General features: G+C 72.5%; 17 protein-coding genes. 8 read left to right on the top strand and 9 right to left on the bottom strand.

Translation table 11 applies throughout. From position 1 onward, the window contains the following. Positions 1–83: 83 nt before the first annotated feature. Positions 84–3,146 (top strand): NACHT domain-containing protein, encoded by a 3,063-nt coding sequence (locus ACVHNB_RS14190; protein WP_456228238.1) that lies wholly within the window; start codon positions 84–86, stop codon positions 3,144–3,146. Positions 3,147–3,254: 108 nt separating this feature from the next. On the opposite strand, the gene ACVHNB_RS14185 is transcribed toward ACVHNB_RS14190, so the two are convergent. Then, positions 3,255–5,195, bottom strand: a complete 1,941-nt coding sequence (locus ACVHNB_RS14185) for a beta-N-acetylhexosaminidase family protein (protein WP_456228237.1) — start codon at positions 5,193–5,195, stop codon at positions 3,255–3,257. 309 nt (positions 5,196–5,504) lie between these two features. Between ACVHNB_RS14185 and ACVHNB_RS14180 the strand changes: the two genes are divergently transcribed. The 4 genes from ACVHNB_RS14180 (at position 5,505) to ACVHNB_RS14165 (ending at position 8,823) form a co-directional block, all read left to right on the top strand. Next, complete coding sequence (locus tag ACVHNB_RS14180) at positions 5,505–6,359, top strand: TetR family transcriptional regulator C-terminal domain-containing protein (protein ID WP_456228236.1); 855 nt, start codon at positions 5,505–5,507, stop codon at positions 6,357–6,359. 99 nt (positions 6,360–6,458) lie between these two features. After that, the gene (locus ACVHNB_RS14175; RefSeq protein ID WP_428950828.1) at positions 6,459–7,355 is read left to right on the top strand and encodes a BKACE family enzyme; all 897 of its coding nucleotides are present in this window, start codon (positions 6,459–6,461) and stop codon (positions 7,353–7,355) included. Then, entirely contained in the window at positions 7,355–8,338 is a 984-nt protein-coding gene (locus ACVHNB_RS14170) for a 3-hydroxyacyl-CoA dehydrogenase NAD-binding domain-containing protein (RefSeq protein WP_456228235.1), read from the top strand. Before ACVHNB_RS14175 ends, ACVHNB_RS14170 begins: the two co-directional genes overlap by 1 nt. Beyond that, a complete protein-coding gene (locus ACVHNB_RS14165) occupies positions 8,335–8,823 on the top strand; it encodes a thioesterase family protein (protein ID WP_456228234.1) in 489 nt (162 codons plus the stop codon). Before ACVHNB_RS14170 ends, ACVHNB_RS14165 begins: the two co-directional genes overlap by 4 nt. A 60-nt stretch (positions 8,824–8,883) precedes the next feature. Here ACVHNB_RS14165 and ACVHNB_RS14160 read toward each other — a convergent pair whose 3' ends face one another. The 4 genes from ACVHNB_RS14160 to ACVHNB_RS14145 form a co-directional block, all read right to left on the bottom strand. Further along, positions 8,884–9,825 carry a TauD/TfdA dioxygenase family protein gene (locus tag ACVHNB_RS14160; RefSeq protein WP_428950831.1) on the bottom strand — a complete coding sequence of 314 codons (942 nt, stop codon included), beginning with the start codon at positions 9,823–9,825 and terminating at the stop codon, positions 8,884–8,886. A 373-nt stretch (positions 9,826–10,198) separates the two neighbouring features. Further along, entirely contained in the window at positions 10,199–11,650 is a 1,452-nt protein-coding gene (locus ACVHNB_RS14155) for a glyceraldehyde-3-phosphate dehydrogenase (RefSeq protein WP_428950832.1), read from the bottom strand. A gap of 72 nt (positions 11,651–11,722) precedes the next feature. Continuing rightward, positions 11,723–12,901 carry a GDSL-type esterase/lipase family protein gene (locus tag ACVHNB_RS14150; RefSeq protein ID WP_428950833.1) on the bottom strand — a complete coding sequence of 393 codons (1,179 nt, stop codon included), beginning with the start codon at positions 12,899–12,901 and terminating at the stop codon, positions 11,723–11,725. Between the two features lie 65 nt (positions 12,902–12,966). Continuing rightward, complete coding sequence (locus ACVHNB_RS14145) at positions 12,967–13,542, bottom strand: TetR/AcrR family transcriptional regulator (RefSeq protein ID WP_428950834.1); 576 nt, start codon at positions 13,540–13,542, stop codon at positions 12,967–12,969. A gap of 71 nt (positions 13,543–13,613) precedes the next feature. Here ACVHNB_RS14145 and ACVHNB_RS14140 point away from each other — a divergent pair, with 71 nt between their 5' ends. After that, a complete protein-coding gene (locus tag ACVHNB_RS14140) occupies positions 13,614–14,105 on the top strand; it encodes an FBP domain-containing protein (protein WP_428950835.1) in 492 nt (163 codons plus the stop codon). Between the two features lie 45 nt (positions 14,106–14,150). Here the strand turns inward: ACVHNB_RS14140 and ACVHNB_RS14135 are convergent, their stop codons facing one another. Continuing rightward, entirely contained in the window at positions 14,151–14,498 is a 348-nt protein-coding gene (locus ACVHNB_RS14135; protein ID WP_428950836.1) for a DUF4333 domain-containing protein, read from the bottom strand. Positions 14,499–14,982: 484 nt separating this feature from the next. Then, positions 14,983–15,633: a DUF6226 family protein gene (locus ACVHNB_RS14130; protein ID WP_428950837.1), complete on the bottom strand. Its 651-nt coding sequence runs from the start codon at positions 15,631–15,633 to the stop codon at positions 14,983–14,985. A gap of 98 nt (positions 15,634–15,731) precedes the next feature. Here ACVHNB_RS14130 and ACVHNB_RS14125 point away from each other — a divergent pair, with 98 nt between their 5' ends. Then, on the top strand, positions 15,732–17,813 hold the full coding sequence (locus ACVHNB_RS14125) for a DUF4139 domain-containing protein (RefSeq protein WP_456228233.1): 2,082 nt from the start codon (positions 15,732–15,734) through the stop codon (positions 17,811–17,813). An 8-nt stretch (positions 17,814–17,821) separates the two neighbouring features. Continuing rightward, positions 17,822–19,393 carry a DUF4139 domain-containing protein gene (locus ACVHNB_RS14120; protein WP_456228232.1) on the top strand — a complete coding sequence of 524 codons (1,572 nt, stop codon included), beginning with the start codon at positions 17,822–17,824 and terminating at the stop codon, positions 19,391–19,393. Between the two features lie 75 nt (positions 19,394–19,468). Here the strand turns inward: ACVHNB_RS14120 and ACVHNB_RS14115 are convergent, their stop codons facing one another. After that, positions 19,469–21,208 (bottom strand): hypothetical protein, encoded by a 1,740-nt coding sequence (locus ACVHNB_RS14115; RefSeq protein WP_456228231.1) that lies wholly within the window; start codon positions 21,206–21,208, stop codon positions 19,469–19,471. A 97-nt stretch (positions 21,209–21,305) separates the two neighbouring features. Further along, positions 21,306–22,469 carry an acyl-CoA dehydrogenase family protein gene (locus ACVHNB_RS14110; RefSeq protein ID WP_456228230.1) on the bottom strand — a complete coding sequence of 388 codons (1,164 nt, stop codon included), beginning with the start codon at positions 22,467–22,469 and terminating at the stop codon, positions 21,306–21,308. Between the last annotated feature and the right edge of the window lie 27 nt (positions 22,470–22,496).

Genomic DNA, 22,496 nt, shown 5'->3' with positions numbered 1-22,496 from the left:
CGACGCCCCTGACGCCCTCGTACTGTAAGGAAGCCACCCGGGGCGGGGTCGGCGGACGCCGAGGAACGAGCGAGGGGGTCGGGGTGGGATCGCGGAGGTTGCTGTCGTTCGCGGACGCGCTGGAGCTGCTGGGGGTCGATCCGCCGCGGATCGCCGCGCTGGACCGGGCGCTCGGCGGGGCGCTGAATCTGGCGACCGGCGGGACGAGCGGGACCGTGCTCGGCATGATGTCCGAGCGCGGCCGCATCATCGGGCTCGGGCGGGACGCGGTGCGGGGCGCCGGCCGACGGCTCGGCCGGGCCGAGGGCCGGGCCGAGCGGACCGAGGTGCTGCGGGCGGCCCACACCGTGATCGTCGTGGTGGCCTGGTTCCAGGCGCTGGAGGCGGCGGACCTGCCGATCTCGCTGGACGACGTGGAGCTGTCCGGTCAGGAGCAGTTGGCGCTCGTGGGCGCTTCCGCCGAGGACGGGCTGGTGCAGTCACTGTTGACGGCGGCCGTTCCGTGTCCGGCGCCGCACGAGGACTTCGTGGAGGCCCTCGACCACTGGTACTTCTCCCTCTCACGCCGATTCATCGCCTTCGTGACGGGCCTTGCGCAGTGGGAGCTGCTCTCGGAGACGCAGCAGCAGGCGTTCCGCGACACCCTGCTCGTGGCGAGAACGGACGAGGCCCTGGCGAACTACCGGGAGCTTTACTCACAACTCATGCAGACCGCGCCGGAGTTCGCCCTCTGGGTCACCGAGAACGAACACCGCGCGACTCGCGCCGAGGTGCGCCGCGCCCTCGACGGCATCGACACCCTCCTCACCGCCACCGCCCGCGGCCTCACCGCGCCCGTCGACGTCGCCGCCGCCCTGGCCCGCTCGCACGAGGCCGCGCTCGGCCACCCGGTCCTCGACACCTCGACGGCCCCCGAGGGCATCGTCGTCCCCACGCTCCGGGCCATGTACCTCGACCCCGACTTCCGCGTCGCGCAGCCGCGGGGCCAGTCGGGCCCCGCCGACGAGTCGTGGTGGGAGCAGTTCGGCGTGCGGCACGACCTGACCCGGTACCTCGCCGGGGCGCTCACCGGTCCGGCCCTGGCCGAGGCCCCGCTCCTCGTCCTCGGCCAGCCCGGCGCGGGCAAGTCCGTGCTCACCCGGGTGCTGGCCGCGCGGCTGCCGGCCGCCGGGTTCCTGCCCGTCCGGGTCCCGCTGCGGGACGTGCGCGCGGAGGACGAACTGCAGGACCAGATCGAGCAGGCGATCCGCGCGGCGACCGGCGAGCGCACGACCTGGCCCGACCTGGTGCGCGCGGCGGGCGGCAGCACTCCCGTGCTCCTGCTCGACGGGTTCGACGAACTCCTCCAGACCACCGGCGTCCACCACACGGACTTCCTGGTGCGCGTCGCCCGTTTCCAGCAGCGCGAGGCCGAACAGGGCCGCCCGGTCCTGGCGTTGGTGACGAGCCGCACCGCCGTCGCCGACCGGACACGCTATCCGGACGGCATGGTGGTCCTGCGCCTCGAACCCTTCCGGACGGAGCAGGTGGAGCGGTGGCTCGCCATCTGGAACGACGCCAACGCGACCACACTGCGGCCGCTCACCTGGGAGACCGTCTCCCGGCACGCCGAACTCGCGGCGCAGCCACTGTTGTTGACGATGCTCGCGCTGTACGACGCCACGGAGGGCGGCCTCCACCGGGAGGGCGGCGAACCCCTCGCGGTCACCGAGCTGTACGAGGAGCTGCTGTCGTCGTTCGCGCGGCGCGAGGTCGGCAAGACCACGCGGGGCGGCGTGCCGGACCACGAGAGCGGCGAGCGGGTCGAGCAGGAGCTGCAGCGGCTGTCCCTCGTCGCCTTCGCCCTCGTCAACCGGCGCCGGCAGTGGGTGTCGGCGGCCGAGCTGGACGAGGACCTGGCGGCGCTGCTCGGCAGACGCGCGGCCGAGGCCTCCGGTTTCCGCACGCCGCTGGGCGCGGCCGAGGTGGCGCTCGGCCGGTTCTTCTTCGTGCAGCGCGCGCAGTCCGTGCGGGACGGGCAGACCCTGTCGACGTACGAGTTCCTGCACGCGACGTTCGGCGAGTACCTGGTGGTCCGGCTCGCGCTGCGGCTGCTCACCGACCTGCTGACGCCGCGCCCGTCGCTCTCCCTCGGCGAGTCCCGGATCGACGACGATCTGACGTACGCCCTGTTGTCCTACGCGTCCCTGGCCTCCCGTCAGATGCTGCGGTTCGCGCGCGGGCTCGTCCGTCCGATGGACGCGGCGGAGCGCGAGCGCCTGGCGGCCCGGCTGATCCGGGTCCTGCACGAACACGAGACACGGACCGCCGATCACCATCCGGGCTACCGGCCCGCCGGCATGGCCACGGCCACGCGCCACGGCCTGTACGGCTCGAACCTGGTGCTCATGGCCATGGTCCTCGTGGGGCGGACGACCGCGGCCGAGCTGTTCCCGAAGTCGTCGGACCCGGTGAGCGACTGGTCCCGGAGCTGTCAGCTGTGGCGGTCCTCGATGGACGAGCAGCAATGGACGGACTTCGCGCTCGCCTTCACCACGCGCCGCCGCTGGGACGCCGACGGACACCGCGTCCTGGAGATATCGCTCCGTGAGGGCGAGGTCCTGGCTCCGGAACGCGTCGACCCCAACTGGCTGTTCCGCAACCCGGAAGGCCACGGCGGAAGCGCCTGGCAGCGCACCTACTGGGACGATCTGTGGCACAAGATGTCCCTGACGGGGGCGACGAACGACTCGGTCGTGCGGCACGCGATGGACCCGGTGTTCCGCAACCTCGGCCCGGCCGTGACCACGTTCGTCGCCGAGGCCGGGGCGCCCGCGACGTCGTTGGCGCACGATCTCCTGCGGCTCCTCATGGAGGACATCTCCATGGTCCCCGGTGGCGAGCTCGCCACCCTGTACGTCAGGGTGCTCGACGGCATCCGCATGCTGCCCCGCCGCTTCGCCGCCCTCGACCGGATCATGGACATGCTGCTCACGGCACGGGACCGGGACCGGGCCCGGCTTCCGACGCCCGTCGCGGAGCGTGTCGACGACTTCGTGCGCGGCCTGGCCGCCGACCTCGACGACGACTCGCCCCTGCACGAACTGACGCGGTTGCGGATGCGGCGGGTCGTCGAGCGGCACTACCCCGGCCTCTTGTCCACCTGACCGCCGTCCGGCGCACCTGCGGGCCGCCGGACAGTTCGGCCGAGGACGGGGGTGCCGGTCCACATCACGCCGAGGGACAGCACCTGGCGCCGTGCGCGACGCGTCGGCTCAGGACTCCTGCGCCGACGCGTCGTGCAGTGCGTCGACCTTGGTGACGAAGTCCTGGAGGTAGGGGTCGGCGATCTTCACCGGTCCGAGCTGGTGGTGTTCGGCCGGGTCGACGGTGATGTGCGCGGCGGTGTCGGCGGCGGCGTCCATGGCCGTGCGCGCGGTCGCCGCGCCTTCCTTGTCGTGGGCGTCGATCGCGCGCAGCACTGTCAGGCCCTGGCGCAGGGCCTCGCCCCAGTGCCCCGTGGCGGTGAGCCAGCGGTCGGCGTCGTGCAGGAACAGCCGGTCGGGGACGCCGTCGCGGAGTACCGCCGGGGTGCGCGCGATCGTGGCGGCCGTCGGGGAGAAGGCGCGGATCGCGGCGCGCGGATCGGTCTCGTACGTCTGCCAGAAATCATCCAACTCTGCGCTGAGGAGCGGCGCTTGGGGCTGCCAGGGGGTGTCCCCGAAGGTGGGTGCCATGTGGTTGAGGTCGACGAAGACCTGGACCGCGTCCGCCACCCGCGGGTCGCCGCCCGCGAGGTGCAGGGCGGACCGGCGGGCCGAGCGGGTGCGGTCGTAGCCGCGGTCGTTCCACGAGAAGTCGGACATGGTGAAGACGGCGAGCTTGCTGGCCGCCTCCTGGTTCATGGGGTTGGAGACGAGTCCGCTGAGGTTGTCGGACAGGCCCGCCTCGCGCTTGTCGTACGGGGCGAGCAGGAGGCGTCCCGCGGTCTTCCCGAAGTCGTTGACGGGGTAGTTGTCCCAGACGAAGACCTTGCGGCCGAACAGCTGAGAGGCCTGCTGCGCCTGGGAGTTGGTGATCTCGGGCGGGACGACGTCGGTACCGGTCCACATCACTTCGACGGCCGGGTCGAGGTGGGCGCGGATCTCCTGTTTGTAGGCGGTGTCGGTGAGGTCGCCGTACTCGGTCGGCACCATCTGGAGCGGGTTGGCGCCGTCGTGCGTCGCGATGAAGTCCTGCTGGACGGCGTTGAGGAGCGCGACCTGCGCCTGGGCGGCGGGCCCGCGGCCCGGCGCGCCGAACGTCGCTTCGTCCGCGGCGCAGTTCCACTTGGTGTAGCTGATGTCGTCGAGCGGCACGGAGAACGAGCGCACGCCGAGGTCGTACAGGGACTGGAGTTTGGCGGTGAGCGCCTTGACGTCGGCCGGGTCGGAGTAGCAGATGGAGCCGCCGGGCGAGACGGCGAAGGTGAACCGGACGTGGTTGGCGCCCGCCCGGTCGACGAGTTCGCCGAGCTCCGTCAGCTTGTCGGCGGGGTAGGGGTCGCGCCACTTGTCGCGGTGGTAGGGGTCGTCCTTGGGCGCGTACACATAGGTGTTGGACTTGACCTCGCCGAGGAAGTCCATCTGGTCGAGGCGTTCGTCGGTGGTCCAGGGCGGACCGTAGAACCCCTCGATGCTGCCGCGCAGCCGCATCGACGGGAAGTCGGAGACCGAGGCGCCCGCGACGGCGTGCCGTGCGACGAGCTGCCGCAGGGTCTGCGCGGCGTAGAACTGGCCGGTGGCGTCCGTGCCGCCGAGCGCGACCGTGCGGCGGGCGGCCCGCAGCGCGTAGCCCTCTTCGTGGTCGGGGACCTCGGTGCCCCGCAGCGCCTGCGCGATGTCGGGGCGGGCGGCGGGACCGAGCAGGACGGTGAGCGCGGCGTGCCCGGAGGCCTCGGCCCGGACGTCCAGACGCTGCACACCCCGGTCCTGGAGGGTCTTCGTGACGAGGGCTCGGGCGGCGGGGTCGGTGGTGTCGCCGACGACGAGTTCGGCGCGGGCCGGCAGCGGCAGGTCGTCGCCCGCGCGGGCGAGGTGCTGCGGGGTCGGCGAGACGGTGGGCAGCGGGCCGGGCGGTGCGGAGGGGGCCGCGGTGACGGTCGGGGCCGCCCCGACGGAGGCGGCGAGCAGCAGGGCCGCGGCGGTACAGGCCTTCAGTGTTCTCCGGGCGGTCATGCGGGACTCCTCCAGGGGATCGCGTGACTCGGTCGCGGTGGGGCGCGTGAGGCGTGGGGGCCACAGGGGGACAGAAAGCGCTTGCGCCTCGGAGCAGGCTAAGGCGCTGCCGCACCGTCGACAAGAGGGCGCGGCGGCACGGATTCCGGTTGACTCCGGGGCCTTTCGGCAGGCGCCGGCACAGGAGCCGACGGCCGATGGTGCGCCGACCGACTGATGAGCCAGTCAGATGCGCAACACCCAGGTGATGGCAGCACTTGAGGGACTCACTGTTGAGTTCTTCTCAATACGTGGTTAGGGTCGTGCCCTGTGGAAACCGACGACGTCCCCGGCCGCGCCCCGAGCGCCGACACCGCCGCCCGTGTCCGTGAGGTCATCACGGCGGCGGGCGTCAGCCAGCGCGAGTTCGCGCGCCGTATCGTGATGGATCCGTCGAAGCTCTCGCGTTCGCTGAGCGGCACCCGCCGCTTCACGGCCGCCGAGCTGGCGCGGATCGCCGACGAGGGGCGGGTCGACGTCGGCCGCCTGCTCGGGGCGCGGCCCCGGGAGCAGTCCCAGGCCGCCGTCGCCCCCGTCGAGGGCGGGCGTCCGCTGCAGATCGTCCGCGAGACGGTCCGGCTGATCGCCGAGCACGGATTCCACGCGGTGCGGGTCGTCGACATCGCCCGCGCCTGCGCCACCAGCACCGCCGCGATCCACTACCACTTCCCGGGCCGCGCCGACCTGCTGGAGGCCGCGGTGCGCTGGTGCATGGACGAGGACACCGCCCGCCGTGCCGCCCGGCTCGCCGCGGCGGACGACGCGGTGGCGGAGCTCGCCCAGCTCATCGAGCTGCAGACACCGCGCACCGAGCAGCAGCGCCGCCAGTGGGCGGTCTGGCTCGACCTGTGGGCCGAGGCCGCGCGTTCCACGGCGGTGGGACGGCTGCACGCCGAGTACTACCGGCAGTGGCGGGAGACCGTCGCCGACGTCGTACGAAGAGGGGTCGCCCAGGGCGTGTTCCGTCCGGCGGTCGACCCGGAGGCGGCGGCGCTGACACTGACCGCGCTCATCGACGGCCTGGCCGCACAGGTACTGGCGTCCGGTACGGCCGGTACGGATCCGGACGCGATGCACACCGCGTTGGAGGCGCACGTCCGTACGGCGCTCCTGAAGGCCGCGTAGGCGGCTCCTCAGAAGCGCGGGGAACTGCGCGACCAGCCACCCGCACCCGCGAACACATCACCCACCCCTACGGCGAGTAGGCCAACGGGAGGCCCCCACATGACCGTCACCGAGAACGTCATCATCACCTGCGCCCTCACCGGCGCGGGCGACACCGTCCGCAAGAGCCCCCACGTCCCGGTAACCCCTCAACAGATAGCCCAGAACGCGGTGCAGGCCGCCGAGGCCGGCGCGGCCGTCGTCCACATCCACGTGCGCGACCCCGAGACCGGCGCCCCCTCCCGCGATCCCCGCCTGTACCGCGAGGTCGTCGAGCGCGTGAAGGAAACCGGCACCGACGTCGTCATCAACCTCACCGCCGGCATGGGCGGCGACCTCGTCATCGACCCGGACGACCCGCTGACCCACCTCCCCGGCACCGACCTGGTCGGCGGCCTCGAACGCCTCCCGCACGTCGAGGACCTGCTCCCCGACATCTGCACGCTCGACTGCGGCTCCCTCAACTTCGGTGACGGCTCGAACCTCTACGTCTCCACCCCGGACATGCTCCGCGCGGGCGCACGGCGCATCCAGGAGCTGGGCGTCCGGCCCGAGCTGGAGATCTTCGACACCGGCCAGCTCTGGTTCGCCAAGCAACTGCTGGCCGAGGGCCTGCTCGACGACCCGACCGTGTTCCAGCTGTGCATGGGCATCCCCTGGGGCGCCCCGGCCGACCCCGGTGTCCTCCAGTCGATGGTCAACATGCTGCCGGACGGGGCCCGTTGGGCCAGCTTCGCGCTCGGCCGGATGCAGATGCCGTGGGTGGCGCAGTCCATCCTGCTGGGCGGGCACGTCCGCGTGGGCCTGGAGGACAACCTCTACCTCGGCAAGGGCAACAAGGCGACCAACGCCCAGCTCGTCGAGCGGGCCGTGACGATCACCGAGTCGATCGGCGCGCGCGTCGCGACCCCCGACGAGGCCCGCGAGCTCCTCGGCCTCAGGAAGGCGAACCACTGATGACCTCCCCCACCTCCCCCATCTCCCCCACCACTCCTGAGAACGTGCAGCGCGTCGCCTGCGTCGGTGCCGGTGTCATCGGCGGCGGCTGGGTCGCCCACTTCCTGGCCCGCGGCTACGACGTGACGGCCTGGGACCCGGCGCCCGACGCCGAGTCGAGGCTGCGCCGCCTGGTCGACGCGGCGTGGCCCGCGCTCACCCGGCTGGGCCTCGCGGACGGCGCGTCCCGCGACCGCCTCACGGTCGCCCCCACGCTCGAACTGGCCGTCGCAGAGGCCGAGTTCGTCCAGGAGAGCGCCCCCGAGAAGCTCGACCTCAAGCGCGACCTGCTGACCCGGCTGGACGCGGCGACGCCGCCCGGCGTCGTCATCGCCTCGTCGACGTCCGGCTACCCGATGACCGACATGCAGACGACCGCCGCGGACCCGTCGCGCCTTGTCGTCGGGCATCCGTTCAACCCGCCCTATCTGATCCCGCTCGTCGAGGTCGTCGGCGGCGAGCGCACCGACGCGGCGGCCGTCGCGTGGGCCTCGCGCTTCTACGAGGCGGCGGGCAAGTCGGTGATCACCATGGACCGCGAGGTGCCCGGGTTCATCGCGAACCGCCTCCAAGAGGCCCTGTGGCGCGAGGCGTTGCACATGGTCGCCAACGGCGAGGCGACGGTGCGGGACATCGACGCCTCGATCACCGAGGGCCCCGGACTGCGCTGGGCGGTCATGGGCCCGATGCTCACGTTCGCGCTCGCGGGCGGCGAGGGCGGCATGGCGCACATGCTGGACCACTTCGGCCCGTCCCTGAAGTCCCCCTGGACCCGGCTCGAAGCACCCGAGCTCGACCGGGAGTTGTACGACGCGGTGGTCGCCGGCTGCGACGAGGCGGCGGACGGCCGCACCATCGCCGAGCTGGTGGCCGAACGCGACCGGGGCGTCATCGACGTCCTGCGCGCGACCGGCCGCCTCGACCGCGAGGCGGACCCCCGATGACCGAGACGACCATGATCCCGCTGCTGCACCGCACGGTCCGCCCCGAGTGGATCGACTACAACGGCCATATGAGCGAGGCCTTTTACGTCCTGGCCTTCGGGCACGCCACGGACGCCCTGATGATCGAGACGGGCCTGCACTCGGGCTACCGCGAGTCGACCGGCTGCTCCCTCTACACGGTCGAGTCCCACATCCGCTATCTGCGCGACGTTCCCGAGGGCGCCCATCTGGCCATCCGGACACGGGTGTTGGGCGTGGCGGCGAAGAAGGCCCGTTTCACGCACGAGATGTACGTGGTCCCGGACGACTCCGCCGAACCGGACGCGGACGCGGCTCCGGTGGCGACGACGGAGCTGCTCGCCCTGCACGTCGACCAGAAGGCGGGCCGCGCCACCGAGTTCCCCGAGCCGGTCCACGACCGGTTCCGCGCCCTCACGGAACCGGCGCCGGACTGGGCGGGACGATCCATCGCCCCCGTGGCCTGAACCACGCACGCGAAGGGCACCGGCCACCGGGCCGGTGCCCTTCGTCGTGGGACGCCGCGGTCAGTGGGGCCGGTCCCCCGCGATGGCGACGCGCTCGGCGACCCGCCGGGCGTCGCCGTAGTCGGCGACGGCGTAGTGCTGCGTAGCCCGGTTGTCCCAGAACGCGATGTCACCCGCCTGCCAGCGGAACCTGACCTGGAACTCCGGCACGTGGGCCTGCTGGAACAGCAGGCGCAGCAGCCGGTCGCTCTCGGCCCGCTCCAGCCCGACGATCCTCGTCGTGAACGAGGTGTTGACGAAGAGCATGCGCCGCCCGGTCTCGGGGTGCCTGCGCACGACCGGGTGGGTCACGGGCGGGAACGCGTCCTGCCAGCGGGCGAGCCGCTCGGGACCGTAGAACCGGCGGAAGCCGGGCAGGAAGTCGTGCTCGGCGACGGCTCCGTCGATGCGGGCGCGGACGTCCTGCGGCAGGTTGTCGTAGGCGGCCGCCATGTCGGCCCACATCGTGTCGCCGCCGGACGGCGGGACGTCCCGCAGCTGCAACACGGCGCCCATGGCGGGCCGTTCACGGAAGGTGACGTCCGTGTGCCACACGTTCTCGAAGGTCGGCGTGGACGAGGCGCTCTTGTCGAACCGCACGACCTCGTCGCTGTCGCCGCGCTCCAGCAGCGGATTGGTCTCCAACTCACCCCAGTTGCGGGCGAATTCACGCTGATCCGCGCTGCTCAGATGCTGGCCGCGGAAGAACAGCACCTTCCACTCCAGCAGGGCCCGGTTCACCTCCTCGCGCAGCGCGGGAGACAGCGGCCGGGCGAGGTCGAGGCCGCGGATCTCGGCGCCGATGGTGGCGCCCTGCGGGACGACGTCGAAGAGCTCGTACGGGCGGTGCTGCCACCCGTCCGGGGTGCGGCGCAGCAGGCGCCGCCCCTCGTAGAGGCCGTCGGCGGGGATGTGGGCGGGGCGCAGCGGGGTGGTCGAGGGCGGGATTTCCGTCACGGACATGGGCACTCTCCGGAGGGCACGCGGTGGTGAGAACGCGGAAGGTCCGTACGCGCGCGGCCCGGACAGGGATCACCGCGGAACGTACGGAGAGGAGCGACGAGGGACCTGGCGTCCGCTACAAGCCGCTGCGCGCGCAACCACATCGGTCCGGCACGGTGGCCGTTCCGAAAGCGTGGGCGCGATGCGTGAACATGCCCTCATCCTGCGCCGTGAGTGATCACCGGGTCAAGGTGGCGCATGTCTCCGCGCCGTACGACCTGGCGGTTGTGGAAGAAGTCGTCCTCGCGCAGCACGACGACCGGCCTCACGCGAACGGCCGAGGCCGCCCTCGCGGTGTGCGAAGGCGGCCTCGGGCTCGGTCCGTCGACGGTGCTCAGACCACGGGGACCGGCACCGGGAAGGTCGGGTACTCGACCCCGGAGACGTGCTGGACGACCCGGATGACCTGGCAGGAGTAGCCGAACTCGTTGTCGTACCAGAGGTAGAGGATCGCGTTGTCGCCGTCGACCTTGGTGGCGCCCGCGTCGACGATCGAGGCGTGCCGGGAGCCGATGAAGTCGCTGGAGACCGCGTCGGGGGCGCTGATGAAGTCGATCTGACGCTTGAGCGGCGAGGTCAGCGAGACGTCGCGAAGGTAGTCGAGGACCTCTTCGCGGGTCGTCTCGCGGCCGAGCCGCAGGCTGAGGATCGCGATGGAGACGTCCGGGACGGGGACGCGGATCGAGCTGCCGGTGATCGGCGCCTTCAGGTCGGGCAGCGCCTTGGCGACGGCGGAGGCGGCGCCGGTCTCGGTGATGACCATGTTGAGCGGCGCGGAGCGGCCGCGGCGGTCGGCCTTGTGGTAATTGTCCAGCAGGTTCTGGTCGTTGGTGAAGGAGTGGACGGTCTCCACGTGCCCGCGCTCCACGCCGTACTCGTCGGCCATCGCCTTGAGCGGCGGCACGATCGCGTTCGTGGTGCAGGAGGCGCAGGACAGGATCTGCTCGTCCGGCTTGATCATGTCGTGGTTGACGCCGTGCACGATGTTCGGGACGTCGCCCTTGCCTGGGGCGGTGAGGACGACCTTGTCGATGCCCGGGCGCAGGTGCCCGGACAGGCCCTCGCGGTCGCGCCACTTGCCGGTGTTGTCGATCAGGATGGCGTCGTTGATGCCGTACGCGGTGTAGTCGATCTCCGACGGGTCGTTCGCGTAGATCACCTTGATGGCGTTGCCGTTGGCGACGATGGTGCTGTTCGCCTCGTCGACGGTGATCGTGCCCTGGAACTGGCCGTGGATGGAGTCGCGGCGCAGCAGCGAGGCCCGCTTCACGAGGTCCGCCTCGCCGCCGCCGCGCACGACGATGGCGCGCAGCCGCAGCCCGTTGCCGGAGCCGGCCTTCTCGATGAGCAGGCGGGCGACGAGGCGGCCGATGCGGCCGAAGCCGTAGAGGACGACGTCGCGGCCGGCGCCGCGCTCCATCTTGTGGTCACCCGTGGCGCCGGCGACGGCCTCGGCCGTGAACTCCTCGACGCTGAGGCCGCGTTCGTCGCTCCGGTACGTCGCGGCGAGCATGCCGATGTCGATCTGGGAGGGCCCCAGGTCGAGCGCGGTGAGGGCGCGCAGGAACGGCATGGTCTCGGTGACCGAGAGCTCGGCGCCGGCTATCTGCCGGGCGAATCGGTGGGTCTTGAGAATGCTGACCACCGACTTGTTCACCAGGGAACGGCTGTGCAGGAGGACGTTCACGTCCCGTTCGCGGTGCAGCTTCCCGATGATCGGGATCATCGACTCCGCGGTCTCCTCGCGGTGCTTCCAATTGGTGAACGAGTCGTCATTGACAGTCACGTGCGTCTCTTTCGAGCTAGGCGGCGCTCATATGCTAACCCGCCCGCTCAGCACCGCTTCGCCGCCCCCGGATCAGCGCTTCGCGAACGGTCCGCCGGAGGCGAAGGCGCGGTCCGCGAAGCGCTCTCCGATGCGGCGATGGGTGGCCGCGTCGGGGTGGATGTCGTCGGGCAGCGGCAGTTCGTCGACGTCGGCCTCGCCGTAGAGTTCGCGGCCGTCGAGGTAGTGCAGATGCGGGTCCTCGGCCGCGCGCGCCGTCACGATCCGGGCCAGCTCCTCGCGGATCCCGCTGAGCGTGAGCTTTCCGTACGCGCGCTCCGCGGGGTCCCCCATGGCCCTGAACTTGAGCTGTCCGCTGGAGAGCGTGTCGAGGTCGGGGGCCGCGGGACCCGGGGTGTCCTCGTGGATCGGGCACAGGATCGGCGAGACGAGCAGGAGCGGTGTCGTGGGGTGCCCTTCCCGGATGGTGTCGAGGAAGCCGTGCACGGCCGGGGTGAAGGCACGCATGCGCATCACGTCGTAGTTGACGAGGTTGATCCCGATCTTGACGCTGATCAGGTCCGCGGGGGTGTCCCGCATCGTGCGCGCGGTGAAGGGGTCCAGCATGGCGCTGCCGCCGAAGCCGAGGTTGATCAGCTCGGCGTCGGCCAGTGACGCGGCGTGGGCGGGCCAGATGGCGGTCGGGCTCGCGGCGTCGGAGCCGTGGCTGATGGAGCTTCCGTGGTGCAGCCACACCGGGCGGCCGGGGTCCGCGGCGGGCTCGACGGGGGCGTCGGTCCGCAGGGCGATGAGCTCGGTGGTCTCGTTGTGCGGGAGCCAGATCTCGATGTCCTTCATCGCGTCGGCCAGGCCGGTGAAACGCAGGGTGCCGGGCGAGCCGGCGGTGCGCTCGGCGGACCCGGTGGCCAGGTCGATGGTCAGGGTGTGGCCGCCCGGCACGCTCCCCTGCGCGGCGAGACGTCCGTCGACCAGCAGGTCGTACACCCCGTCGGGTCGCTGCGGCACACCTACATAGACGCGCTTGACCGGCAGGGTGTCCAGCTCGACGGCGGTCGCCCGCGTACGGAACGCGAGCCGTACGCCGGAGGGCTGTGCCTCGACCATGGCCAGCTGACCGTCGGCGTTCTGGGCGCGGGCCCATGCGGGCAGCCGATGAGGCAGCAGCCCGAGCTCGGTGCGCTCGACGTCGAGGGCGCCGCGCAGCAGTCCGGCGGTCAGCGGTGTGGTGATCCAGTGATGCTCGGTGTTCATGACCTCAACCTGTTGATCAAGCGGCGGATATTGATCAATTGATGGACTACGAGTCCCGTGGCGGGCTAGGCGCCCTGCTCGGGCCAGTTCCGCAACAGGGCGTCCAGTGCGTCAAGAGTGCGTACCCATGTCACATCGGAGTCCGGTGCGCTGTGGCTGAACCCGCCTCCCATCTCCAGGCTCACGTAGCCGTGGAAGACGCTGCCGAGGAGTCGGACCGCATGCGTCTGGTCCGGCTCGGTCAGGTCGTAGCCGCGCAGCAGTGCGCGCGTCATCTGCGCGTGCCTCGGCCCGGCGCCGGCGGCGGCCGCCTCGGGATCGAGGCGGAACTGGGCCGCGGCGTAGCGGCCGGGGTGCTCACGGGCGTAGTCGCGGTAGACGTTCGCGAGGGCGGTCAGGGCGTCCTTGCCGGCGCGCCCGGCCAGCGCCTCGGCGGCCCGGTCCGCCATCTCCTCCAAGGCGATCAGGGCGATCCGGGTCTTGAGGTCGTGCGAGTTCTTCACATGCGAGTACAGGCTCGCGACCTTGACGTCGAACCGCCGCGCGAGCGCCGAGACCGTGACGTGCTCGAAGCCCACCTCGTCGGCCAGCTCCGCGCCCGCCATCGCCAAGCGCTCCGCACTGAGCCCCACACGCACCATGACTGCCCTTCCTCTCGACCGTGACCATTATGCATTTGCCTAAAACCTTTAGGCAACTTAGCCTCGGTGTTATGAAGCCACTGACCGAGCGGGAGATCCGTTCCGCATTCGTGAACTGCACCAAGGGCGAGGCGAAGCGCATGAACGTGCCGCACGATCTGGCCGAGCGCCCCTGGGACGACCTGGACTACTTCGGCTGGCGGGATCCGCAGGCCCCCGACCGCGCCTATCTCGTCGCCGAGATCGACGGCCGCCCGCAGGGGGTCGCGCTGCGCTCCTCGCACGCCGCGTCGTGGCAGACCCGGCGCAGCATGTGCTCGATGTGCGTGACGACGCACACCGGCGGCGTCTCCCTGATGGTGGCGCCGAAGGCGGGCAAGGCCGGGAAGCAGGGCAACTCGGTGGGCGCCTACATCTGCAGCGATCTGGCGTGCTCGCTCTATGTGCGCGGCAAGAAGGACGCGGGCGCCGGTGCGCGGCTGCACGAGACGCTCACGGCGGAGGAGAAGATCGAGCGGACGGTGGCGAACGTGGCCGCGTTCGTCGCCAAGGTCACGGCATGAGCCGACGCCCGGCGCACGCGCCGGGCGTCGGGGGTACTGCCGGAGTCAGTTGGACGGCGCCGGGTTCACCTTCTGGTCGACCTCGTAGTCGAAGTTGATCTGGTCGCCGTCGACGGACTTGACCTTGACGTCGACAGCGACGGTGCTGCCGTCCGTCGCCGTGACCGTGCAGCGCATGCTGGTGCCGGCCTTGCCCTCGAGGTCCTCGGGGCAGCTGACGTCCGGCTTCGGCGCCCCGGTCGTCGAGGCCAGCTTCTGCGCGATGGTGTCGCCGACCTTCTCCTTGGACATCTTGGGCGTGGTGCTCACCGAGGCGGAGCAGCCCACGAGCAGCGCCCCCGCGCACACGGCGGTGCCGATCGTGGCGGCAGCGGACGTCCAGGACTTGATCATGGCGGGGTTCCCCTCGAGCGGCTGATGCTGTGCGTCCGTGCTCCGACGGTCGGCCACCGACGCGCCCCGCACGGTATCAGTGCCCCGACACACGGCCGCCGCGGTCACGCACCCTCACATGGCCTCCACACATGGCCGCCACCAGCCGGTCCGCGCGGCCAGCAGCCACCCACGCCGTACGGGCGAGGACCTGGTCCCCCACGCCGGTGCGGGACCTACCGTCATAGGGCGCCGTGGCACAACGGGCCCTCGGGGCCACGCGGCCGAGTGGCCGGTGCCCGACGGTCCCGGCCGTGCCGATGGGCAGCGCCGACCGTCGCCGAGCGAGCCGTCCCCTCGCTCGAACAGCCCTGGCCCGTAACGGAGTTCAAGAAGGCGTACGCCGCTCGCTCGTCCCGTCCCGGTTCGCGGCGACGGTCATGACGATCCGCCGCTCATCGGCGACCCGGGCGGTCATGCGCCCGTCAGTCCCCGCTTCCGGCCGTCATCTCCAGGCCTGACCGTGCACGACGCGATACGGCGACCGCCCGGCCCGCGCGTCGGCGACCGCGTCCTCCACCGGCGGCCGGGAGTCGTCCCAGTCGCTCGCCGACCAACTGTCGCCGAGGGCGACGATCTCCCGGCCGTCCCCGGCGTCGACGTGCACGAACATGCCGGTGACCACGGCCTCCACCACCTCGTCGACCGCCTCGATCAGACCCTCGGAACCGTCGTCACAGGCATCGCAGCCGCAGTCCGGCAGCACCGCCAGCGTCGCGACGGACTCCCCCGCCCCGAGCACGAGGACGGTCCGCGGCACACCCTCCACGGCGGAGAACCCGAACACGAGCGGCACCGCCCCCGCACGCGCCGGGCGCAGCCGGACCGCGCCGTCGACGGCGACATCGGGTGCCCGCCGCCAGAGCCCCGCCGGATCGGCGACCGTCTCCGCCTCGGCCAGCCCGAGCCCGCACAACGCCTTCGTCCACGCCTCCGCGCGAGCGGCGAGGATGCGGTACTTCTCCGGCTCCGAGCAGCGCGAGTACTCCTCGTCGCGCACGTCGCGGTCGGGATGCGGATCGGGCCAGGGCGGAGTGTCCGCGCCGGTGACGGCGAACGCCTCGTCGACTGCCCTGTGGAGCCCCGCTCGATCCATACCGGACACCCTAGACGGGGCTGCCCGTCCGACGATCGCGGCGTAGTCTCGGCCGAGGTTCGCGCCGTGCTCGGCGGCGTACGGGGGAGGAAGACGCGATGACGGACGCGGCGGCACAGGTGTGGGAGTCCACGCTCACGTCGGTGGTGGTGTACGCGCGCGGCGCGGTGTGCCGGCGGCTGGCCCGCGGCGTCGCTCCGGCCGGCGGCCGGGTACGGGTGAGCGGATTGCCGCGGTCCCTGGACCCCGGTTCGCTGCGCGCCCGCGTCGTGGACGCACCCGGCGCGCGCGTGACCGAGGCCCGGATCGCCGTCGAGGCCGAACCGGCCGCGCCCGGCACGCCCCAGGACCTGGTCGACGAGGTGCACCGGCTGACGGAGGAACAGCAGGCGGCGCACGCCCGCCGGGACCGGCAGGTCCGACGGATCGAGGAGATCGCGGCGCTGCGCCCGGTCCCGCCGCCGCGCAGACGCGAGGACCCGCACCGGCGCACGCCCGTCGAGGCGTGGCTCGACCTCGCGGGGTTCGTCGACGAGCGGCTGGCCGCCCTGCAGGCCGGGCTCGTCGAGCTGGACGAGGCACTGCGCCGGATCGGGCACGAACTCGGTATCGCCACGGACCGCGCCGAGCGGGCCTCCACGGACACGCCGTCGGCTCCCGTACGGACCACGGTCTCGGCCGTCCTCACCCTGGAAGGTGCCGACGCCGAGGAGACCGACGTCGAGGTCGAGTACCGCGTGCCGGGTGCCGTCTGGGTCCCGTCCTACCGGCTGACCCACCGTCAGGGAGAGGACGGCGGACGGCTGGTGCTGCGCGCCTCGGTCGCCCAGCGCACCGGCGAGGACTGGACGGGCGTCCGCATCGGCCTGTCCACCGCCGACCTGCACCGCGCCACCGGGGTGCCGCACCTGCGCTCCGTGCGGATCGGGCGCCGCCAGGCCGCTCCCGCCCCGTCCGGCTGGCGCGAGCCCCCGCCGGGACTGGACGACCTGTTCACCGGGTACGAGGCGGCGGCGCCGCGCCCGGCACCGCTCGGGTACGGGGCGCCGCCCGCGGCGGGCAGCGGGTTCGTCCCGGAGCCCCCGGCGTTCGCGGGGGCGCCGCCCGCTCCCCAGCCCGCGGCCCGGGCTCGTACGGGCGGCAGGCGCATGAGCCTCGACGCACCGGAACAGATGCCCCTCGCCGCGGCACCGGCGGCTTTTCCGGCACCTCCGGCACCGGCAGCACCCGCCGGATACGGCGGCCCACCTCCCCCGGCCCCCGCGGGCTACGGCGCCCCACCGCCCGCGGCACCGGCCGGAACCACCGCGGCGCCGCCCCCGCCACCGCCGCCGCCCGGTCCGCCGCGGCCCGCAACCGCCGAACTCGACTACGCCGACCTGGTCCTCGCCGGTCCCGACGCGCCGGACGGCCGCCGCGGCCTCCTCGCGCCCGGCACCCCCACGGACCCGGTGGCCGCCGAGTACCGGCGCCGCGCCCACGCGGTGGCTCAGCTGCCCCTCCCCGGGCACGCGGTACGGCCGCGCGAGTCGGCGGGTTCCTTCGACCACCGTTACGACGCCCAGGGCTCCGCCGACATCCCCTCCGACGGCACCTGGCACACCGTCACCGTCACGGAGCTCCCGGTCCGACTGCGCACCGAGTACCGCTGCGTACCGTCCGTCGAGGAGACCGTGTACGCGACGCTGGTCGTCACCAATGCCACCGACCAGGCCCTGCTCGCCGGCCCCGTGGACGTGGCGGTGGACGGCGACCGGCTGCCGACGACGGCCCTGCCCCGCCTCGCTCCCGGCGGCACCGGCCGGGTGGGGCTCGGGCCCGCCGAGGCGGTCCGGGTCGGCCGCCGCACCGAGCTGCGCGAATCCACCGCCGGTCTGCGCAGCACGACCACCGTGCTCGACCACCGGATCCACGTGGAGCTGGCCAACCGCCTCTCCCGGCCGGTCACCGTGGAGGTCCGCGAGCGCGTCCCGGTCACCTCCGATGCCGACATCCGCATCGAGGAGCGGGGCGGCTGGTCCGCGCCGGAGGACGCGGGCGACGGCCCCGGGCAGCACGCCCCCGGCACCCGCCTGTGGCGGGTGGACGTACCCGCGGGCGGCGCCACCGCGCTCGACGGCGGCTACGAGATCCGCATCCCGGCCGCCAAGGCCCTCACCGGCGGCAACCGGAGGAGCTGACACCCGCCATGACCGACTCCCCTGTCCCCGAACCGATTCCGCTGCCCGTCACCGCGGTGACCTGCCTGGAGGACCGCGCCCACGTCGAGCGGGCCGCCGCCCTTGCGCTGGAGGCGGGTGTCCAGCGGCTGCGCCTCGGCCCGGTCAGCGCGCTCGCCGTCGACCGCAGCCTGCACGCCGAACTCACCGGCGGCCCGGGCGACGCCACCGTCCTCGACCTCCGCCTGGTGCGGGCCTGGACACCGCGCGCTCCCGAGCCGCCCACCGACGAGGACTCCCCGCTGCGCCGCCGCGCGCACGCCCTCGACGAGGAGCTGCGCACCCTGGAACAGCGCCGCGACCGGCTGCGGGCCCGCCTGGACCTGCTGGGCGGGCTGGCTTCCGATCTGCTGCGCGAGATCGGCGAGGGCGCAGGATTCGGCGAGGCCGAACCGGAGCGCTGGTCCGCAGAGTTGGACCGGGTGGACGCCGAACGCGACCAGTACGAGGACGAGCTCGGCGCGGTCGAAGCCCGCCTGGGCAGACTGACTGCCGAACTGAACGAGGCGCGGCGGGCGTTGGGGCTCGCCGAGCAGGAGCCGCCGGAGCTGACCGCGCACGTCGAACTGACCGTGCGGGCGACGGCAGCCGGCCCCGTCGACCTGCGCCTGAGCCATCTCGCTCCGTGCGCGCTGTGGCGTCCCGCGTACCGGGCGACGCTCGACGGCGGGGAACTGACCCTGCAGACGGACGCGGTGGTGTGGCAGCGCACCGGCGAGGACTGGTCCGGCGTCCGCCTGACGCTGTCGACGGCCCGATCGGCGCTGGCCACCGCCCCGCCGCGGCTCGTCGAGGACCGGCTCACCCTTCGGGACCGGTCCGCCACCGAACGCCGCTCCGTCGACATCGAGCTGCGCGAGGAGGCGATCACCGACCTCGGTCCGACCGCGGTGCCCGGGCTGCCGGGCGTCGACGACGGCGGCGAGGTGCGCGTCCTGCACGCCCCCGCCCCGGCCTCGGTGGCCGGCGACGGCCGTGCCCACCGCGTGCCCCTCACCACCAGCACCTCGGCGGCGCACGTCGAGCACGTCTGCGCGCCCGAACTGTCGCCGCTGGTGACCCAGGTGGTGCGGGCCACCAACTCCAGCGGCCACGCGCTGCTCGCCGGGCCGGTGGAGCTGGTCCGCGGCAGTGGCTTCACCGGCCGCGGCACCCTCGACTTCACCGCGCCCGGAGCGGTCCACGAGCTGGCGTTCGGCAGCTCGGACACCTACCGGGTGATACGCGAGACCGACGAGTCCCGTGACACCACCGGCCTCACCCAGCGGACCGTGATCACCCGCACGGTCCGGCTGCACCTGACCCGGTTCTCCGCCCCCGGCGAGGCCGACGACCAGGTGATCACGCTGCGCGAACGGATCCCGGTCTCCGAGGTCTCGGACGTCGAGGTCCGCCTGCGCAAGGAGGCCTGCTCCCCCGCCCCGGACGCGCTCGACGCCGAGGGCATCGCGCGCTGGGACGTGTCCCTCCCGCCGGACGGCCGCCGCACGGTGACGCTGGTCTACGAACTCACGGCGAACGCCAAGGTCAACGGGCTCTGAAGCGACCCCGGTCGCCGGCATCGCGGGCGCGGGCCCGGCCGCGATGCCGGCGACCGGGCCCGCGCCCTTCGGCGGTCACCCGGTACAGCACCCGTCGTCGCCGGGCGCGGCCTTCACCGGGGAATCCCCGGCAAGGGCCGGGCCGGCCTCCGTGCGGCAGAAGCACGACGCCTTGATCGGTACGTCCGCGAGCGCCTCGGCGATCTTCAGCTGCTGGGCCACGATCCGCGCCTCGCCCTCCTTGCCGAGCCGCACCAGGCACTCGTGGAACCCGTGCAGGGCCCACACGTTGCGCGGGTGCTGCTGGGCGCGCGGCAGGGTGTCGTCGAGCCCGAGATCGGCTCGGTAGACGGCCTCGGCCTCCGCGACCCTGCCCTGTTCGAGGAGCAGGGCGCCGTACGCGTGCCGGGTGGGCTGCATCCAGCCCCACGGCTCGTCGTAGGGGAGGCCGTCGTCCAGCTCGATCGAGCGGCGCAGCGCGGCGAACGCCGCGTCGTACTCCCCCTTGCGGTACTCCAGCTCCCCGTCGAGCATTTCCGAGGCGATCGCCAGGATGTCGGCGCATGTGTTGTTGAACAGCATCCGCGTGTCCGGGACTTGGGCGACGGCGGTGCGGAACAGCAGGCGTTCGGCCTCGGCCTCGTCGACGCGGCCCGTCGCCGACAGGGCGACACCTCGCGCGTAGTGCAGCATCGCCGTGGTGACGCAGTGCAGCTTCTGGTCCTCGGGCAGCGCAAGCGCGAGGACGTCGGCCCAGCGGCCGAAGCGGATGAGCACGTGCACGCGCATCGCGAGGAAGCCCTCCAGCCAGTCCGCCATCGGCGGGCTCTGGACGCGCAGCAGCTCGTCGGGCACGGCCGCTTCGAGCTGTCGCGCGGCGTCGATCGCGTCCTCGAACCGGCCGAGGAACATCGCCCCGTAGATCCTGAAGTGATGGTTGTGGCAGCGGTACAAGGTGTAGAAGTTCGCCGCGCCCCGCCTCGCGTGGAACTTCGCGTCGGCCGCGATCGCCGCGGAGTTGTCGACGAGCACCCGGCGGTAGTCGCCGCAGAGCACTTCCAGGTGCGAGGGCATGTGCTGCAGGTGTCCCGCGTCCGGCACCAGACCGCGCAGCCGGTCACCGGCCGGCAGAGCGGTCTCGGGGGTCGGGGACATCTCCATCAGATGGATGTAGCAGTGCAGCAGACCCGGGTGGTGCGCGCCGGCCGGTGCCGCCATGGCCTGCTCGAGAACGGCCTTCGCCTCGGTGGTGCGCGCACCCGGGGCGGGCCGGCCCGAGCGGATGTCCCACAGCTGCCAGGGCGTGAGGTTCATCAGCGCGTCGGCGTACAGGGCGGCCACATCGAGGTCGTCCGGGGCCAGCCGGTGGACGTCGCGCACGCGGTCGGCGTAGGCCGCGTTCCACACGGAGCACTCCTGTGCGCCGCCGGAGGCGTCGGCCCGTGGGTAACGGGCCCGCAGCGCGTCGATCAACGCTCGCTCCACCGCGGTGACTTCACCGGCCTCGGCCTTGGCGAGCGCACGCTGCGTGGCGGCGTGCGTGCGCTCCACGGTCTGCGCCAGCTCCTGTTCGTCGAAGAACTCCCAGGGCTTGTTGTAGTTGGGTCCGAGCGCGTAGGCCACGCCCCAGTCGGCCATGGCGCAGCGGGGATCCGCTGCGGCGGCGGCCTCGAAACAGCGGACCGCCTCCTCGTGGTTGAACGCGAAGGTCCAGTTCAGTCCGCGGTCGAACCAGACCTGCGCCTCGGCGGACACCGTCGTCACGCGGCGCGTGTGGCGGCCGAGATCGTAATAGTCCTCGTGGCCGTGATCCATGCGTGCTCCTCGATGCCGGTCGGCCGTGTGCTCCTGCGGATGTCCTACCGGCACGGGAGGCGGGAGCGCCAGTACGGCGCGCGAAGCGAGCCGGGGGTCAGAGACCCAGGTCGCGGGCGACGATCTCCTTCATGATCTCCGTGGTGCCGCCGTAGATGGTGGTGATGCGTGAGTCGAGGTAGTCGTGGGCGATGCGGTATTCGAGCATGTAGCCGTAGGCGCCGTGCAGTTGCAGGCAGCGTCCGACGATGTCGACGTAGCTCTCCGTAGCCCAGAACTTCGCCGACGCGGCGTCCACGGCGCTCAGTTCACCGCGGGAGTGCTTGGCGAGCAGCGCGTCGATGTAGGTGCGGCCCACGCGTGCGGTGGTGACCATGTCAGCCAGTTGGAAGCGGGTGTTCTGGAAGGAGCCGACGGTCCGGCCGAACGCCTTGCGCTCCCTGACGTACTCCACGGTCCGTTCCAGCACGCCCTCGAGGGAGGCCACGGCGTTGGCGGCGATCGAGATCCGCTCCTGGGGCAGATTGCGCATCAGGGCCTTGAAGCCGGAGCCCTCCTCGCCGAGCAGGTTGGCGGCCGGCACGCGGACGTCCTGGAAGAACAGCTCGCTGGTGTCCTGGGCGTGCAGACCGATCTTCTCCAGGTTGCGGCCGCGCGAGAAGCCGGGCCGGTCGGCCTCGACGACGAGCAGGCTGATCCCGCCGTGCCGGTCCGGTCCGGTGCGTACGGCGGTGACGACCAGGTCGGCGTTCTGGCCGTTGGAGATGAACACCTTGCTGCCGTTGACCACGTAGTCGTCGCCGTCGCGGACGGCGGTGGTGGCGATGCCGGCCAGGTCGCTCCCGGTTCCGGGCTCGGTCATCGCGACCGCCACGACGAGTTCCCCGGCGGCGATGCCCGGCAGCCAGCGGGCCTTCTGCTGCTCGTCGGTCAGGTCGGTGAAGTAGGGCACGACGATGTCGTTGGACAGCCCGACCCCGGCGAGGCCGTCCGACGCGGGGTGGCGGGAGAACTCCTCGCCGATCACCGCGTTGAAGCGGAAGTCGGTGACCCCGCCGCCCCCGTACTCCTCGGGGATGTTGAAGCCGAGGATCCCGGCCCGGGCGGCCTCCTGGAAGAGTTCGCGGTCGACCTTGCCCTCGGCCCGCCACCGTTCGGCGTGCGGCGCGGCGTGCTTGTCGACGAACGCCCGGACCGTCTCGCGCAGGAGCTCGTGCTCGTCGTCGTAGAGCACCCGTTCGCCGAAGAGCGCTTTGGTCATCAGGACTCCGATCTGAACTGTTCGCGT

It is taken from the genome of Streptomyces sp. YJ-C3 (assembly GCF_053891275.1).
Note: the sequence above shows the minus strand (reverse complement) of the source record. Positions and strands in the feature narration are given on the sequence as shown.